This is a genomic window from Nocardia sp. NPDC049190 (genome assembly GCF_040648115.1).
Lineage (GTDB): Bacteria > Actinomycetota > Actinomycetes > Mycobacteriales > Mycobacteriaceae > Nocardia.
The window spans coordinates 41,469-58,287 of sequence record NZ_JBEZDE010000008.1 but is presented as its reverse complement, the minus strand read 5'-3'; the positions used below and the strand labels follow the sequence as shown (position 1 = coordinate 58,287).

At 66.8% G+C, this 16,819-nt stretch carries 9 protein-coding genes and 1 pseudogene; 5 read left to right on the top strand and 5 right to left on the bottom strand.

Features of this window, described 5'->3' with window-relative positions; translation table 11 throughout:
* Nucleotides 1–80 precede the first annotated feature (80 nt).
* The 3 genes from AB0B25_RS09775 to AB0B25_RS09765 all read right to left on the bottom strand — a co-directional run bounded on the left by AB0B25_RS09775 (nt 81) and on the right by AB0B25_RS09765 (nt 2,768).
* On the bottom strand, nt 81–824 hold the full coding sequence (locus tag AB0B25_RS09775) for a CPBP family intramembrane glutamic endopeptidase (protein ID WP_357176830.1): 744 nt from the start codon (nt 822–824) through the stop codon (nt 81–83).
* Nucleotides 825–1,088: 264 nt separating this feature from the next.
* On the bottom strand, nt 1,089–2,018 hold the full coding sequence (locus AB0B25_RS09770) for an RluA family pseudouridine synthase (protein ID WP_357176829.1): 930 nt from the start codon (nt 2,016–2,018) through the stop codon (nt 1,089–1,091).
* A 297-nt stretch (nt 2,019–2,315) separates the two neighbouring features.
* Nucleotides 2,316–2,768, bottom strand: coding sequence for a TIGR03667 family PPOX class F420-dependent oxidoreductase (locus AB0B25_RS09765; protein WP_357176828.1), 453 nt, complete (start codon nt 2,766–2,768; stop codon nt 2,316–2,318).
* A gap of 120 nt (nt 2,769–2,888) precedes the next feature.
* On the opposite strand from AB0B25_RS09765, the pseudogene AB0B25_RS09760 reads away from it, so the two are divergent.
* Nucleotides 2,889–3,142 (top strand): annotated as a pseudogene (locus AB0B25_RS09760) (ABC transporter ATP-binding protein); the annotation flags it as partial.
* A gap of 253 nt (nt 3,143–3,395) precedes the next feature.
* On the opposite strand, the gene AB0B25_RS09755 reads toward AB0B25_RS09760, so the two are convergent.
* Nucleotides 3,396–4,097, bottom strand: coding sequence for a siderophore-interacting protein (locus AB0B25_RS09755; RefSeq protein ID WP_357176827.1), 702 nt, complete (start codon nt 4,095–4,097; stop codon nt 3,396–3,398).
* Between the two features lie 91 nt (nt 4,098–4,188).
* Nucleotides 4,189–4,659, bottom strand: coding sequence for a hypothetical protein (locus AB0B25_RS09750; RefSeq protein WP_357176826.1), 471 nt, complete (start codon nt 4,657–4,659; stop codon nt 4,189–4,191).
* A gap of 173 nt (nt 4,660–4,832) precedes the next feature.
* On the opposite strand from AB0B25_RS09750, the gene AB0B25_RS09745 reads away from it, so the two are divergent.
* The 4 genes from AB0B25_RS09745 (at nt 4,833) to AB0B25_RS09730 (ending at nt 16,809) form a co-directional block, all read left to right on the top strand.
* On the top strand, nt 4,833–6,119 hold the full coding sequence (locus AB0B25_RS09745) for a SidA/IucD/PvdA family monooxygenase (protein WP_357176825.1): 1,287 nt from the start codon (nt 4,833–4,835) through the stop codon (nt 6,117–6,119).
* A 70-nt stretch (nt 6,120–6,189) separates the two neighbouring features.
* Complete coding sequence (locus AB0B25_RS09740) at nt 6,190–7,125, top strand: methionyl-tRNA formyltransferase (protein WP_357176824.1); 936 nt, start codon at nt 6,190–6,192, stop codon at nt 7,123–7,125.
* Between the two features lie 70 nt (nt 7,126–7,195).
* Nucleotides 7,196–12,250, top strand: coding sequence for an amino acid adenylation domain-containing protein (locus AB0B25_RS09735; protein ID WP_357176823.1), 5,055 nt, complete (start codon nt 7,196–7,198; stop codon nt 12,248–12,250).
* Nucleotides 12,247–16,809 carry an amino acid adenylation domain-containing protein gene (locus AB0B25_RS09730; RefSeq protein ID WP_357176822.1) on the top strand — a complete coding sequence of 1,521 codons (4,563 nt, stop codon included), beginning with the start codon at nt 12,247–12,249 and terminating at the stop codon, nt 16,807–16,809. Before AB0B25_RS09735 ends, AB0B25_RS09730 begins: the two co-directional genes overlap by 4 nt.
* Nucleotides 16,810–16,819 lie beyond the last annotated feature (10 nt).

Sequence of the window (16,819 nt, the reverse complement as noted above, 5' to 3'; positions counted from 1 at the left end):
GCTGATGATTTTCCGGTCTGTGTCACGAACGACGCCGACGCAAGACCTGGTTACCGGTCGGAAATCGCGGCGTCGCCGGATCAGGTGAGTGTCGTGTGCCAGACTATGGCGGCCGCCAGTGCACCCGAGCCGTTGACCGACCAGTGCAGCGCGATCGGCGCGAGCAGACTTCCGCTGCGGTGGCGCAGCCAAGTGAACGCCACGCCCGCCGCGGCTGTCGCCACGACGGCGAGCGCGATGCCGATGACCTGTCCGGCGAGGCCGTCCCCGATGATGTCGGTCAGGCCGCGGTTGCCCGCGGTGAGGCCGAAGGAAGACGCGATGTGCCAGAGGCCGAACAGTACAGAGCCCGCCGCGAAGACGCCGCGCGCACCGTACGCGCGGAGCAGGGTGCCGTGCAGCACGCCGCGGAAGGCCAGCTCCTCGGGGATCACGGTCTGCAGCGGAATGACGATCATCGAGGCGATCAACGCGCCGGAGACGGTCGCGTAGCGGTCGGCCAAGAAGAACGGGCGGGTCAGCGGAAGCGCCGCCCCGATCGCGACGACCGAGACGACCAGCGCCACCGCGCCGAGCGCGTAGAGCGAACCACGTCGCCAGTGCCGGGGTGAAAGACCGAGTTCCGACCAGCCGAGGCCGCGTCCGCGTACCAGCGCGAGCAGTACCAGTGCCGCGACCGGCACGGTCAGGATGCTCGCCCATTCGGTGGTGAAGTGCGCGATCAGATTGGTGCCCGCCAGAACGACCGCGACGACGGCGACGTCGATGTAGGCGTGCACTTTGTGGCGGGGGTGGGTCGGTGCTGCTGGGTCCGGCTGTGACATCCCGGACCAGTGTACGGATCTGTCACAAGTTCGCGGTGCGCCCATGGTTGGACTGATGGCTAGGTCACTTCGCTGCGCCGTGCCGGTCTGCCCAGGTCTCGGCAGTGGCAGCGGACGATCATGCGCGATTTCGGACACCGGCCATCGGGACCCGCGCATCCGGTTCCGGATCCCGGCGCCGGTGCGACATGGCCGTGCGGATAGCGGGGACCGGCCACCTCGACCCTGGTCCACAGCGGTTGCGCCGGCCCGATCGGGGCACTGTCAGCCGGCCCACCCGTGCGGATCGGTCCAGGCTTGCAGGGTGCGAGTGGTCTCGAAGCGGCGCGCCTCGCGGGTGACCGGATCGGTGAACTCGAGCGAGGTGGCGAGCAACTGGAGTGGCCTGGTGAAGTCGTCGACGGGCTTGTCGGTGAGCGCGGGATAGAAATCGTCGCCGAGGATCGGGATGCCGAGGCTGTTCATGTGCAGGCGCAACTGGTGGGTCCGGCCGGTGTGCGGGCGCAGCCGGTAGCGACCGAGCCCGTCGCGGTGCTCGAGCAGTTCGATCTCGGTTTCCGCGTTGGGCTCGCCGGGCACCTCCCGCGCCGCCAGCACCTGCTTCTCCTTGATGATCCGGCTGCGCACGACACGGGGGAGGGTGAGGTCGGGATCGAACCCGGCGATCGCCTCGTACTCCTTGCGCACGGTGCGCTGGTGGAACATGGTTTGGTACGCGCCACGTCGGACCGGATTGATCACGAACAGCACCAGGCCGGCGGTGACACGGTCGAGTCGATGGGCCGGGACCAGGTCGGGGAGGTCCAGCTCCCGGCGCAGCCGTACCAGCGCGGTCTGCAGAATGTGCTGACCGCGCGGGATCGTGGCCAGGAAGTGCGGCTTGTCGACCACCAGCAGGTCGTCGTCACGATGCACGACGGGGATCTCGAACGGGACCACCGTCTCATCGGGCAGATCGCGATGGAACCAGACCGCGCCGCCCGGCACGTACGCGGCGTCGGGGGCGATCGGCCCGTCCAGGTCGACGATGCCGCCCACGTGCAGCAGTTCATCGATCCGTGCCGCGGGTACCCGGGGCAGCCGGTCCACCAGATGGTCTCGGATCGTCGCCCAGTCGCCCTGCTCCGGTAGCCGCAGCCGGGCCGGGTCCAAGCCGTGCCGCTTCGGCAACGGCGGTTGTTGCCGCCTTCTCATCGGTGTCGACCCTAGTCGCAGGCCGGATCCGCGATACCCGAGGCCGGCATGGCCGCGCGCGGCCGGCCCGCCGGCCCGCCACTCGTCGGGCCGACCAGGCGTGGGCCGAGCGGTCGTGGACCGCGAAGCCCGGGTATGCCGTCCCGCGCGATCAGTCCACCACCCGTGCCGGGTACTCGGGTGCGCCCGTCGATGAGCGGGTCCCTGCTAGATACCTGGCAAACGGCCACCTCGAATCCTTCGCGGCGTTCCCATGCCACCGAGCGGTGGACGGCCGTGGCGGGCATGTCGTCGGGATCAGAACCCGCGCAGCCGATCCGGCGTGATCCGCACGACCGCGGAGTACTCGGTGTAGAACTGCTCGTCGGTCATCGGAATGGAGCGCAGTCCGTCGACGTATTTCGCTGTGAAGGATGCGATTTCGGCTTCGGTCGGTCGCTGGTCGACGACGCGCGCGGTGCCGGTGAGCACGACGACGTCGCCGCCGGTCGCCGTGCTGTTCAGGTTCAGCGCGACCCGGGGATTGCGCTGGATATTGCGCACTTTCGGGGTGCCGGGCTGGCTGAAGATCAGGAATTCGCCATCGCGCCATCGGAACCAGACGGGATTCGGCTGTGGTGTCCCGGTGGGGCCGACAGTGGTCAGCCAGAGGACGGACTCGTGGGTGAGTCGCTCGGCGACCTTCGCGCCGAATTCGGTCTCGGTGTCGACGATGGGAGCGGCGGATCGATCGGATGCCGTTGTGGTCATGGCAGGGGGAACGCTACGGCGGTCGTAAGGATTCCGCTCGATGACCGAATCCGCGCCCGGTACGGAGAGTGCGAAGCAGCCGAATCAGCGACCGCTGGCACGACCGCGGTGGGTCATTGGACAGCGCTGGATCCGCACAGCGAAGCGCTCGTGGTGCGCGGGATGCACGACATCACCAGGACAAAACGGTGATTGTCGTCGCGCACCGGTTGGCCACGATCGTCCACGCGGACCAGATCCTGTTTGTGGATGGCGGTCGCATCGTTGAGCGCGGTACGCACGCCGAGTTGCTTGCGCTCGACGGCCGATACGCCGCGTTCTGGCATGAGCGATCGCGTGCGGCGGGCTGGCATCCGGAACCGGTAGTTCCTTGACGTTTCACCCGTCGAGCCGATCGGCGGACGAGATCACTGGGGGCGCCGCAACATTCGGTGGCCGCGGTCAGCACGTCCCCGGCCGGCTCGTCTCGTGATCAGAGCAGGACGCCGAAGCGGGTTGTGGTTCTCGCGGCGCGGTCCGCGCTCTGCCTGCGACGAATCAGCCATTCGTCGCCGTTGCCGATTCGGGCCTGACAGACACCGCGAAAAACGCCGCACCGCGTGGGGAGCGGTGCGGCGTGGAAAGAATCTACTTCCAGTAGGCCTGGGATTTGATCGCGGTCTTGGGCAGATTGTGCGTCGTCTTGAGGCTTTTCACGATCGAGCGAGTGGTGTGCCCGTCGCAGGCGACCCAGGCGAACGCGTCGGTCGGGCAGGTGAGTTCGAGCGCCGCTTCCCGCAGCAGTCTGCCGTCATCGATCCGCTGCAGCCACGTCACCTCGTGGTGCGGTTTGTTGCGCAGCGGGATCGTGGTGTCGGATTCGTGCTGCCACTCCAGCCAGACCCGCGCCGGGGTGTCGCCGATGGCGTCCAGCAGTGAGTTGATCGCCGGCACGGAGGCGGTGTCGCCGAAGAGGAGGTATTCGCTGGGAGTTGACTCTGGCAGCTGGAAATTCGAGCCGAGCACCGACACGTCGAGTTCGTCGCCCACCGCGGCGTTTTGCGCCCACCGGGCGGCCAGCCCCTCGTGCAGCGCGAACTCGAGCGAGAAGCGGTCACCGTCCGGATCGGGGTCGACCAGGGTGTAGCCGCGTTGTTGCAGCTTGTCGCCGGCGGGGAACCAGCAGCGGATCCACTGCGTGGGATGAACCGGGTGCTCGGCGAGGATACCGCCCGCGGTGAAGCCGAGTCGCACGTACCGGTCGGTGACGTATTCGGTCGAGGTGACCGTGAGCCGGTAGTCGTTGCCGCCCCATGCCTTGACGATCAGACCATTCAAGCCTTTGCCCATGAGGATAAGGTTAGCCTAACGAAAGTTGAATGTCGCGCGGTTGCTGTCCGACCGCGCGACAAGCGTCCGACGAAGTGTGGAAGGGGTCGAGTCAGCAGGACAGAGCGAGCGCCGAGGCGATGCCGCACTCGGCCGCGCGCGTCAGCTTCCAGGCGCCGTCGATCTGCTTCCACGAGACGTCGTAAGTGACGTTCGGGTAGCCCTCGGTGGTGACCAGCAGTTGCGCATCGATCCGGTCGCCGGAGGTGGACGGGTTGATCACGGTGTAGCGCAGGCTGGGCGGGGCGGCAGCGAGCAGGCCCGCGATCTTGTCCATCGTGGCGACGCCGGCCTCGCCCGATTCCAGTTCTGCCGCACGCGTTCCGCGCGCCGCGCCGGTGTTGATCGCGATGCGTAGTTTGGCGGTGAGCTCACCGGCGCCGGGAGCCTGGGCGTGCAGGGGCGCGATCAAGGGTGCCGCGATCGCGGGCGCGGCGGTAGTCGCCGTGCCGACGAGTGCGGCGGTGAGCGCGACCGCCGTCGCGCCGAGTCGGGTCAGCGCTGTGTTCGAAGTCCTGATCATGTGTCGTCCAATCGTTCGCGGGGGGTGTATCGCCACCGCTCTGGCTCGGTATGAGTGTGCAATATAAGGTAAGCCTATGCAAACATGATCCGGATGGGTTCTGGTTGTCAGCACGGGAGCGGACCCGTGCACCCGGCGGGAAGCCGCGGGACGGCGGAGAGAGTGGAGAACCGATGCAGACGCTTCTGGTGATCGGGGCCGGCCCGAAAGCCCTTGCGGTGGCGGCGAAAGCGCATGTCTTGCGGGAATTGAACGTGCCGGCTCCGCGTGTGATCGTCGTCGAAGCGCAGGCCGTGGGCGGCAATTGGCTGCCGAGCGGTGGCTGGACCGATGGGCGGCATCGGCTCGGCACCAGTCCGGAGAAGGATATCGGCTTCCCGTACCACTCCACGTCGGCTCGCGGCCGCAATCGGGCGATCAACGAGGCCATGATGGCCTATAGCTGGACCTCGTTCCTGGTCGACCAGGGCACCTACGCCGAGTGGATCGATCGGGGTAGGCCGAGTCCGCAGCATCATGTCTGGGCGAAGTACCTGCAGTGGGTCGCTCGGGCGATCGATCTCGAACTCGTTTACGGCACAGTGCAGTCCATCGCGGCCGACAGCGACGGATGGCGGGTCACCGCGGTCGACGGCGATGGCCGGCCGATCGGGATCGAGGCAGACGGCCTCATGATCACCGGGCCGGGCCGCAGCGAGAAGGTGCTGGCCAAACATCCCAAGGTGCTCAGCATCGCGGAATTCTGGGATCTGGCGGGTAAGCGCAGTCTTCCCGTCTCCTCCCGGGTGGCCGTAATCGGCGGCGGCGAGACCGCCGGATCGGCGCTGGACGAGCTGATCCGCCACGGCATGCTGTCGATTTCGGTGATCTCGCCGATGGCGACGATCTATACCCGCGGTGAAAGCTATTTCGAGAACTCGCTGTTCAGTGATCCGATCAAATGGGGCTCGCTGAGTATCGACGAGCGCAGGGATGTCATCAGGCGCACCGATCGCGGCGTGTTCTCGGTCCGGGTGCAGGAGAGTCTGCTCGCCGACAATCGTGTTCATCACATACAGGGCCGGGTGGTCCGGGTGGCGGATCAGGACGGTGTCGTCGCCCTGACCCTGCGCAACGAGATGCGCCCGGATCAGGTGCACGCTGTCGACCTGGTGATCGACGCGACCGGCGGCCGACCGCTGTGGTTCCTCGAGCTGTTCGACGCGAATGCGGCGGATCTACTCGAACTCGCGGTCGGCGGCGAACTGACGCAGGCGCGGATCGAAGCCGCCATCGGCTACGACCTCGCGGTGTCGGGCCTGGACAGCAAGTTGTACCTGCCGAATCTGGCGGCGCTCGCCCAGGGGCCCGGATTCCCGAACCTCAGTTGCCTGGGCGCGCTGTCGGATCGGGTGCTGCAGACGGTGACCGTCGGCCCGGCCGCCGCGCGTCACCGGAATCCGGCCTTGTCGGTCGATTGATCAGGTCGGCGCACGAACCGAATCGAAGTAGGCTAGGCTAACCTCTGTTTCGAGGGAAGGTTTTCGGTTCATGCGTATCGTGTCGTTCGGTTTCCAGACCTGGGGACGCAAAACTCTGCAAGCCCTGATCGACTCGGAACACGAGGTGGTCCTCGCGGTCACCCATCCGGCGAGTGAGCATTCCTACAAGGCGATTTTCTCGGATTCGGTCGAGGAACTGGCGCGCGAACACGGGATCCCGGTGCACCTCACCGAACGGGCGGACGCGGAGACCATCGATCTCGTCAAGCGGTTCGAACCGGACGTCATCGTGGTGAACAGCTGGTACACCTGGATGCCCGCGGAGCTGTACAACCTGCCGCCGCACGGCACCCTGAACCTGCATGATTCGCTGCTGCCGAAGTTCACCGGCTTCTCTCCGGTCCTGTGGGCGCTGATCAGCGGCGCTTCCGAAACCGGCCTGACCGTGCACCGCATGGACGAAGGACTGGACACCGGCGACATTCTCGTGCAGCGTTCGATTCCCATCGGGCCTACCGACACCGGCACCGAGCTGGTGCTGCGCGGCATGGAGTTGATTCCCGACGCGATCGGTGAGGCACTGGCCGCGCTGGATTCCGGCGCCGCGGTGTGGCGGCCGCAGAACAAGGCCGAACGCACCTATTTCCACAAGCGCTCCGAGCGGGACAGCCGGATCGATTGGAGTTGGTCGGCTTCGGATCTCGAGCGGTTCGTGCGTGCGCTGTCCGCGCCTTACCCTCGCGCGTTCACCCACTACCGCGGCGAGCGCATCGAGGTGCTGGCCGCCCGGGTCTCCGAGGCGCGCTATGGCGGTACGCCGGGGCGCGTCATCGTGCAGGAGGGCGGCGGCGCGGTCGTGACAGGCGCCGACGCCCACCACGGGGGTAACCACGCACTGGTGGTGACCCGGGTACGCACCTCGGCGGGGGTCGAATACGACGGAGCCGAATTCTTCGCGCGCGGTGGCTATCTCACCGATCAGTGACCTGATCGCTCGACCACCGCGGTTCGGCGTGTCCGGACATCGAGCCCGACTGATGATTCGAAGGATAGACATGGCAGACGACATTCTCGAGCGCCGCAAACAGTTATTACGCAGACGTCTGCGGGAACAGGGTGTGCAGTCGCCGCCGCAGGCGCGGCCGGCGCCCGCACGGCGGGCGGGCGAGCCGAGTGCGCTGTCGGCGGCCCAGCAACGAATGTGGTTCCTACAGCGACTGGATCCGAGCGACACCACACTGAACATCTGCGTGGCCTACCGGCTCGACGGACTCGATGATCCCCAGCGCTTGCGGGATGCGTTCGCGACCGTCGTCGCCAGGCACGAGGTGCTGCGAACCACCTACCATGTCGGCGACAATGGCGCACCATACCAGGTCTCGCGCGACGATGTCGAAATCGCTTGGCAGCGACACGATCTCACCGATCTGCCGGACGCTGTCGCGCCTCGACGGGTCGAAGTTCTCGCGCGTCGCGAATGTGCGCGGCCGTTCGACTTGTCCACCGATCTGCCGTTGCGGCCGACGCTGATCCGGCTGGGTGAGCGGTCCTATGTGCTCGTCCTGGTTGTGCACCACATCAGCTGGGACGACGACTCGTGGCCGGTGTTCTTCACCGAACTCAACGCGGCCTACCGTGGTGAGCAGGCTCTGCCGGAGGTCGGTGCGCAATACATCGATGCCGAGGTGCTCGGTCGTCCCGTGGTCGACGAGAGCGCCGGTCTCGAGTTCTGGCGTGATGCGCTGACGCCGCTACCCGAGCGGCTGGAACTCCCGAATCGACGCGTGGGCGGCGTGCGCTCCAAGAATGCCGACCGCGTGGTGCGTGCGCTGCCGCCGGAGCTGATGGAACTGGTCGCTTCGACCGCCCGCGCGCATGCGGCGACTCCGTACATGGTTCTGCTCGCGGGTTTTCAGGCGCTGATCCATCGTTACACCGCAGCAACCGATTTCCTGGTCTCTGTGCCGGTGATCAACCGTCGCGGGGGGAATGCGGAAGCGCTGATCGGCTACTTCGGCAACGTAGTGCTGATCCGCGCGACGCCGCAGGGCCGGGAATCGTTCGCCGCGCTGCTGGACCGGACGAAGCAGGCCGTGGCGGCGGCCTTCACCCATCAGGACATCGGCGTCGATCGCGTGATCGCGGCGGTCAGCCCGGAACGGGTGACCGGCAGTGACGCGATGGAACAACTGGTCCAGCTCAGTTTCAGCGTGCGCGGCCAGGCCAACGGATTCGACCTTCCTGGAATCGAAGCGAGCGAGCTCGCGCTGGGCAGTGCGGTCGCCAAGGAACCGCTCGGCTTGATGGTTGTCGAGGACGGCTCCGGTGCCAGGGTGGAAGCCACCTATCAGGTCGATGAACTCGAATATCCACTCGTCGTGCGACTGCTCGACCACTATGTGCAGCTGCTCGACAGCGCGCTGCGCGATCCCGCGGAGCTGATTCGCGCTCTGGATCTGCTCGGTGCCGCCGACCGGAGACAACTGCTCGCGATCTCGCACGGCCCCCTCGTCGACGAGCCGCCGACCACCATGATCGGAATGTTCGAGCGGCAGGTCGGCGCGACACCCGAGCACATCGCGCTGGTCTCCGACGAAATCGAACTCTCCTACCGTGCGCTCAACCAGCGCGCGAACCGGTTGGCGCACTGGCTGATCCGTGCGGGTGTCGGCCCCGAGGACCTCGTCGCGCTACGCCTGGCCACCTCGGTCGAGTTCGTTGTCGCGGTCCTGGCCGTGCAGAAGGCGGGCGCAGCCTACCTGCCTATCGACCCCGCCTACCCGGCCGAGCGCACCGAATACCTGCTCGACGATGCGCGTCCCACCCTGAGTTTCGATGTGCCAGCTGTGATCGCGGCCGAACGGGACGCGGCGGACCTGCCCGACCGCGATCCGGTCGATGCCGACCGCACGGCGGCGCTGCAGCCGTCGAACATCGCCTACGTCATCTACACCTCCGGCTCCACCGGGAAACCGAAAGGTGTTCCGGTGCCGCACGACGCCATCGCCGAGCACTTGGCGGGCTTCAACGCGGAATGGGATCTCACTCCGGAGGATCGGGTACTGCAGTCGACCTCGGTGAGTTTCGATGCTTCCCTGCTGGACATCTTCGTCACGCTGACCGCCGGTGCGCGCGTGGTGATTCCGAAGCCGAATGCCTACCGTGACATCCCCTACGTCGCCGACCTGGTCACCCGCCACGCAGTAACGGTTCTGCATATGGTGCCGTCCATGCTGGCCACGTTCCTGGTGCTGCCCGAGGTGAACGACTGGCGCACGTTGCGCCGCGTTCCGGTCGGCGGCGAGGCGCTTGCCGGTGAGGTGGCCGACCGGTTCGCCGACCGGTTCGACGCCGAGCTGCGCAACCACTACGGTCCCACCGAGGCGGTGGTGTGTTCGGCGCACCGGGAGGTCGAAGGCCCGCAAGGCACCGGGATCGTGTCGATCGGCCGGCCGAATCGCAACGTCCACCTGTACCTGCTCGACGACGCCATGCAGCTGGTGCCATCGGGTGTGGTGGGGGAGATCTACCTCGGCGGACGGCAGCTGGCCCGCGGATATCTGAACCGGCCCGGCCTGACCGCGGAACGTTTCGTCGCCGATCCGTTCCGCGCGGGCGGTCGGCTCTACCGCACCGGCGATCTGGCCCGCCGCGACGACGAGGGGGACATCGAATTCATCGGTCGCGCCGACGAGCAGGTCAAGGTGCGCGGACACCGGATCGAACTCGGTGAGGTCGAGGCCACGGTCACCGACCACGCCGCCGCCGCGCACTGCGTGGTGATCGTCGCCGAGCACGAGATGCTCGGCCCGGTGCTCGCCGCGTACGTCGTCCCCGCGCCCGGCGTCGACATCGACCTCGACGAGATCCGCGCGCATGTCGCGGCGACGCTGCCGGAATACATGGTTCCTTCGGCATTCGCCGTGATCGACGAGATACCGCTCACCGCCCACGGCAAACTGGACAAGCGGGCGCTGCCCGCGCCGGCGTTCGCCGAGCGCGCGTACCGGAAACCGCAGACGCCCGCCGAGGTCCGTATCGCCGGATTGTTCGCCACCCTGTTCCACCGCGAACGGGTCGGCGCCGACGATTCATTCTTCGAACTGGGCGGTCATTCGCTGCTCGCGGCACGGCTGATCACCATGATTCGCGCCGAATTCGGTATCGAACTCGGGATTCGCGCACCCTTCGACCACCCGACCGTGGCCGGGCTTGCCGGATATCTGGTCGGCGAGCTCCGCGCCGAACCACCTGCCGGTCACGGCACGACGCGCGCCGTCGACGGGATCGATCCGCGTCCCGAGCCGGGGACGAGGGCGCCCGCACTGGTGAAACAGCCACGACCGGAACGTGTTCCACTGTCCTATCCGCAGCGATATCTGTGGTTCCAGGAGCGAATGGAGGGTCTGGGCGACATCGGCAACATCACGTTCGTCGTCCGGTTCGACGGCCCGCTCGACCACCAGGTGCTGACGGCGGCGCTCGGTGACGTCATCGCCCGGCACGAGGCGCTGCGCACCACCTTCCCGGAGCAAGACGGTCTGGCGTACCAGGTGGTCGCACCCCCGGTCGAGATCGACCTGCCGGTCACCGCGACCACTGCCGAGCGTCTGTCCGACGAGTTGGCCGAAGCGGTGCGATACCGCTTCACCCTGGAGGCCGAACCACTACTGCGGCCCCAGTTGTTCGCCTTGGATGAGCAGTCCCATGTGCTGTTGCTGCTCGCTCACCATCTTGTCGCCGACCATGCCTCGCTGCGGGTATTACTGAGCGACCTCGTCACGGCATACAGATCCCGTTCGACCCTCGGTACCGCACCTACCTGGGCGCCGCTGCCGATCGAGTACGCCGATTTCGCACTGTGGCAACGGGACATCTTCGATCCCGCACTCGACCAGGGCGGGCAGCCGTATGCGAGCGAGCTCGTCGAGCACTGGCGGCAAAAGTTGGACGGTCTCCCGGACGAGATAGTCGTCGCGCGGGACCGGAACCGTCCGCCGGTAGCGAGCAAACGCGGCGAACTCGGCGTGTTCACGCTGTCGGCAGCGCAGCGTGCCGCGCTGAAAGCGATCGCCGACGGCTGCGCGGCCAGTGAATTCATGCTGTACCAGGCGGCCGTGGCCACCACACTGCACGTTCTCGGTGGCGGCACCGACATCGCGCTCGGCACACCGGTCGAGGGTCGCGGCGCGGCAACCGCCGATCTGGTCGGAATGTTCGCGAACGTGACGGTGATCCGGGTAGATCTGGCGGCCGATCCGACGTTACGCACGGTGGTAGCGCGTGCTCGCGACAATGCCTTGGATGCCTATGCGCATCAGGATCTCCCGATCGAGCGCCTGGTCGATACGCTGCGGCCGGCGCGGATCCGCTCACGTAGTCCGCTGTATCAGACCTTGCTGCACTTCCGCGGCGAGGACTGGACACCCGAACCGCTGGACCTGCTCGGCACCGGTGCGACCACGGTGACCGCGCTGCCGACCGACTTCACCTTCTCGGTACTCGATCTGAACCTGATCTTCGCTGTGCGCGCGGATGCCGGACTGGATGTACGGGTCGTCGTCAGCTCGGACCTCTACGACCCCGCGACCGCTCAGCTCATCACCGATGCGACCGCAGCGGTGCTGGCCGCCTTCGCGTCGACACCGGATGCCAGGCTCTCCGAGCTCGAGGTGTTGAACGCGGATCAGCGCGCGGCGCTGGCGAATCAGTCGCCGGGCGCTGCGGCGGCGTCGGTGGTCGCCGCGGTGTCGGACGGTCCGATCACCGACACGATGCGGACGTTGATCACGATTCTCGAGGAGTTGCTCGAGATCACCGACGTCGGACCAGAGGACGGTTTCTTCGCCCTGGGCGGAGACAGCGTCATCTCGATTCAGTGGGCCGCGCGGGCCAATGCCGTCGGTGTGCCGCTGACACCCCAACTCGTTTTCGAGCATTTCACCATCGCGGAGCTGGCTGACGCTGTCGACAGGGCTTCCAATGAATGTGTCGCACAGGATAATTCGCAAGTATCACCCGAAGAGCAGGCCTACGCGCCGATGAGCGCATCCGGGCTCGACGTCGCCGCGCTGGACGCGCTGACGGCGTCTTGGCAGGGACACTCATGAGCGGGCAGACCTCGCAGATCGAGGATGTGCTCGCACTGAGTCCATTGCAGGAGGGGTTGTTCTCGCTGTCGCGGCTCACCGGCGCGGGACCCGATGTCTACACGATTCCGTTCGTTGTCGATATCGAGGGGCCGCTGGATGTGCCGCTGCTGCGGCGCAGTTTCACGGCATTGCTCGAGCGGCACCCGAATCTGCGCGTCTCGTTTTGGGACAAAGATATTCCGCGGCCGGTGCAGATCGTTCCGCGTCGAGTCGAACTGCCGTGGACCGAGTGCGCCGCGGCGCTTACCGACCGGGACGCGTGTACCGAGGAGGAACTGCGTCGGTCGTTCGACTTGAGCAAAGGGCCCGCTCTGCGGGCGATGCTGATGAGTCTGCCGCCCGACACCGACGGGTGCGCACAGTGGCGATTGGTTGTCACCATCCACCACATCCTGGTGGACGGGTGGTCGCTGGGGCTGCTGTTCGGTGAGTTGCGCGCGCTGTACGACGCCGAAGGACGCGCGGACGCGCTGCCACCGGTGCGGCCCTATCGCGATTACATCGGCTGGCTCGGTACCAGGGATGTCCCGGCGCAGCGGCAGTGGTGGACCACACGGCTCGCCGGACTGAGCGGGCCGCTGATGATCGCGGACGGCAGCACGAGTATGAGCAGCACCGGATCCACGGCCGAGGTGACGCGATTCGTGCTCACCGCCGCGGAGACCGCGCTGCTGCACAACTGGGCACGCGCGCACGGGCTGACGCTGAACTCGGCGGTGCAGTTCGGCTGGACGCTGCTGCTGTCGCGGTTGACCGACCGCCGCGACGTCGTGTACGGCACGATCGTCACCGGGCGTCCGGAACAGATCGCGGGCGTGGAACGAATGATCGGCCTGTTCTTGAACACGATCCCGGTGGTGTTCCACCTCGACCCCGAGGCCACGGTCGCCGCCGAATGCGCTCGCTTGCAACGTGAATCGGCGGCGATGCGCGACGTGGGGTATCTGAGCTTGTCGACGGTGCAGCGCGCCGCCGGATACGGCTCGCTGTTCGACACGTTGTTCGTCTTCCAGAACGCGCCCATGGAGGACGCGGTCGGGTCGAGTTCGGTCGGTGACGTCACCTTTCGGCCGGTGCTGAGCAACAACCTCACGCACTATCCGCTCACCGTGGTCGCCCACGTCTACGACGACGAACTGATCGTCGCGGTGGAGGCGGTCCGCGCGGCTATTCCGTATCAGCCGCAAGATATCGGTGCGGCGATGTTGGCCGTCTTGCGTCGGCTGCCCGAGTCGGCGGACCTGCGCAGCGACGACTTGGATGTGCTGCCCGATACTGCGCGTGCCCAGGCACGCGCCGTCGAATCCACACCGGCAGTGTCCGATCCGGATCGACACGCAACGATTGTCGAACTCTTCGAGCGCCAAGTGCGGGCGACACCCGACGCGGTCGCGCTCAGCACGGACAGTTCCGTGCTCACCTACCGCCAATTGTCCGAGCAAGCGAAGGGACTGGCCGCCGCGTTGCTGGACCGCGGTGTCGGACGGGAGGATGTGGTGGCGGTCGCGCTGCCACGCGGTGAACGTGCGATCGTCGCGATCCTGTCCATCCTCGCGGCGGGCGCGGCCTACGTACCCGTCGACGTCGCGCTTCCCACGGTCCGCATCGAATCCATTCTGCGGCAGTCATGTTCGAAGTTTGTTCTGGTCTCGGGCGGCGACGGCGCCGATCTCGATCCGGCGGTCGTGCTCGACATCGATGATCCCGGAATCGCCGAGCGCGCCGGCGCCGAGTTGCCCACGGTGGCACGAAATCCGGCCGACAGCGCCTATGTCATCTTCACTTCGGGCTCGACCGGCGAACCCAAGGGGGTGGTCAATACTCATGCGGCTCTGGTCTCGTATTTCGCCGACCACCGCGAACGGGTGTACCGCCCCGCGATGGCACGGCTGGGGCGTCCGCTGCGAATCGCGCACGCCTGGTCACTGAGCTTCGACGCCTCGTGGCAGCCGATGGTCGGATTGCTCGACGGCCACGCGATCCACTTGTTCGACGACGCCGCAATGCGTGATGCGCAGCGCCTGGTGGACGGGATGCGCGGGCACGGAATCGACATGATCGACACCACGCCGTCGATGTTCCGGCAATTGGTCGCGGCTGGACTGCTCGACCGTCCGCCCGCCGTCCTCGCACTCGGCGGCGAGGCCATCGATACGCAGCTGTGGGATCGCCTGCGTGCTCTACCCGATGTCGCCGTGCACAATTGCTACGGGCCCACCGAGACGACCGTCGAAGCGGTCGTCGCCGATGTCACCGGGCCAGGGGCCGTGGGTTCGACGGCGCCGACGATCGGTCGGCCGACCGCGGGAATGTCGGCCTACGTCCTGGATTCCAGACTCCGTCCGGTGGCGTTCGGTGTGGTGGGAGAGCTGTATCTCGCCGGGCCGCAGTTGGCTCGCGGCTATGTCGGCCGCTCCGCTGGCACGGCAGGTCGTTTCGTCGCAGACCCTGTCGTCGCCGGCCGGCGGATGTATCGCACCGGTGATCTGGTGCGCCGACTGCCCGGCGGCAACCTCGGCTACCTGGGGCGTGCCGATGATCAAGTGAAGATCCGTGGGTATCGCATCGAGATCGGCGAGGTCGAAACGGCCTTGCGCACCTTGCCCGGCATCGCCGCCGCCGCCGCGACCGTGGTGCGCCGCGGTGACGCGGTTACCTTGGTGGGGTTCGTGGTGTGCGAACCCGGTGGCGCCGCCGATCCGATCGCCCTGCGGTCGACGCTCGCCGAGCGGTTGCCCGCGTACATGATTCCGGCCCGGCTGGTCGTGCTGCCGCGGCTTCCGGTGAACGCCAACGGCAAACTCGACGTTCGCGAGCTGGCCGTTCTGGCCGAGCGTTCGCTTGTCGGGTCCAGTGCCGGCGCGGCCGACGAGCCGACGACGGAGTCGGAGCGAGCCCTTGCCGCGGTGCTCGCCGAGGTGTTCGACGGCCGCACGCCCGGCGTCGATGATGACTTTTTCGCTTTCGGCATGGACAGCATCGTGGCGATCTCATTGGTGAACAAGGCACGTCGGCGCGACCTATCGATCTCCGTTCGAATGGTGTTGGCCGCACCGACAATTCGTCATCTCGCGGCCGCGATCGATCGGGGCGAGGCCGATACCGCGCTGGTGGCCGACGACAGCGGCGACGCCGAAGTGCAGCCGCTGCCGATTGTGTCGTGGACGTACGAACACGGAAACTTTCGCCGGTTCACGCAGAGTGTCCTACTCGCTGTGCCCGAAGGTATTTCGCAGGCAGATCTCGAGATACTCCTGCAGGCAGTCCTCGATGGACATGATTTGCTGCGCGCACAGTTGGCCGAGACGCTGGACGGTCCGCGTTTGATGTTGCGCGTGCCCGGTAGCGTCCAGGCGACGGATGTGCTCTCGCAGGTCGTCGTCGACGGTGCGACACACGCGCTCCCCGCGCAGCTGGGATCGGCCGCCCGGGTGGCGACCGACGCCATCGATCCGAGTGTCGGGAACATGGTCCGCGCGGTCTGGTTCCGTGGTGCGCCCGACGGCGACATGCTGTTGCTGACCATCCACCACCTGGCGGTCGATGTGGTGTCCTGGCGCATTCTTATAGCGGATCTGGCCGAGGCGTGGGAGCAGATGCGCTCGGGTATTTCGCCGAAGGTGATGGCCGAGTTCACCTCTTATCGCACGTGGTCTCGGCTCGTCCGAGAGCGAGCCGACGCTGCTGAGGTGTTGGCGCAATCGGACTACTGGGCCGTGCAGGTCAGCGGCCAAGACCCCGCGATCGGGCGCCGTAAACCAGATCCGGCGATCGATACCTGGGCATCATTGCGGGTCACTCCGGCGCCGACGCCGGTCGCGACGACCGCGCGCATTCTGAGCGCGCTGTCGAAGGAGGACGGTATCCGCGAATTCCTGTTGGCAGCGCTGACGCTGACGTTGAATTCGTGGCGGCGCGAGCGCGGCGCCGACCACACCGCCGGAGCGCTCATCGCGCTGGAGAGTCATGGCCGGGCCGATTCGGTCGTCGGCGCCGATACGTCGAGCACCGTCGGCTGGTTCACCACCGTCTTCCCGGTCCGGCTCGGCGCCGATTCGTCCGGCGTCGACATCGAACGCGCCGAGGCAGATCCGCAGGCGGCTCGGGCGCTACTGGATTCCGTTGCGGCGCATATCGCGTCGATACCCGAACAGGGGCTCGACTTCGGGGTGCTGCAGCAGACGGCTGGTGTCCCGGAACTGGTCGATGTGCACGAACCCCAAGTGGAATTCAACTATCTGGGCCGGGTAGACCTGATCGGGACCGGTAAATCGGCGTGGTCGGTGATTACTGATCCAGCCCTCGCCGAGGCCATGACGCTGGTTCCGGAGCCGGATCTGCCATTGCGCTATGCCCTCGATGTTGTTGCGATGGTCGGGTCTTCCGCCGCGGGGCCGCAGTTGGTAACCAACTGGCGCTGGAGCGACTCCTTGTTCACGGCGGTCGAGATCGACCACCTGGTCGAACTCTGGGATCGGAGCGTGGCGGTGCTGGCGGCGATGGTGGATCAACGGTAAATTGCTTATG

Excerpts from the sequence above, each read along its gene's own strand:
- AB0B25_RS09730 (WP_357176822.1), top strand. The coding sequence starts at position 12,247 with ATGAGCGGGCAGACCTCGCAGATCGAGGATGTGCTCGCACTGAGTCCA.
- AB0B25_RS09750 (WP_357176826.1), bottom strand. The coding sequence starts at position 4,659 with ATGATCAGGACTTCGAACACAGCGCTGACCCGACTCGGCGCGACGGCG.
- AB0B25_RS09775 (WP_357176830.1), bottom strand. The coding sequence starts at position 824 with ATGTCACAGCCGGACCCAGCAGCACCGACCCACCCCCGCCACAAAGTG.
- AB0B25_RS09735 (WP_357176823.1), top strand. The coding sequence starts at position 7,196 with ATGGCAGACGACATTCTCGAGCGCCGCAAACAGTTATTACGCAGACGT.
- AB0B25_RS09745 (WP_357176825.1), top strand. The coding sequence starts at position 4,833 with ATGCAGACGCTTCTGGTGATCGGGGCCGGCCCGAAAGCCCTTGCGGTG.
- AB0B25_RS09740 (WP_357176824.1), top strand. The coding sequence starts at position 6,190 with ATGCGTATCGTGTCGTTCGGTTTCCAGACCTGGGGACGCAAAACTCTG.
- AB0B25_RS09755 (WP_357176827.1), bottom strand. The coding sequence starts at position 4,097 with ATGGGCAAAGGCTTGAATGGTCTGATCGTCAAGGCATGGGGCGGCAAC.
- AB0B25_RS09765 (WP_357176828.1), bottom strand. The coding sequence starts at position 2,768 with ATGACCACAACGGCATCCGATCGATCCGCCGCTCCCATCGTCGACACC.
- AB0B25_RS09770 (WP_357176829.1), bottom strand. The coding sequence starts at position 2,018 with ATGAGAAGGCGGCAACAACCGCCGTTGCCGAAGCGGCACGGCTTGGAC.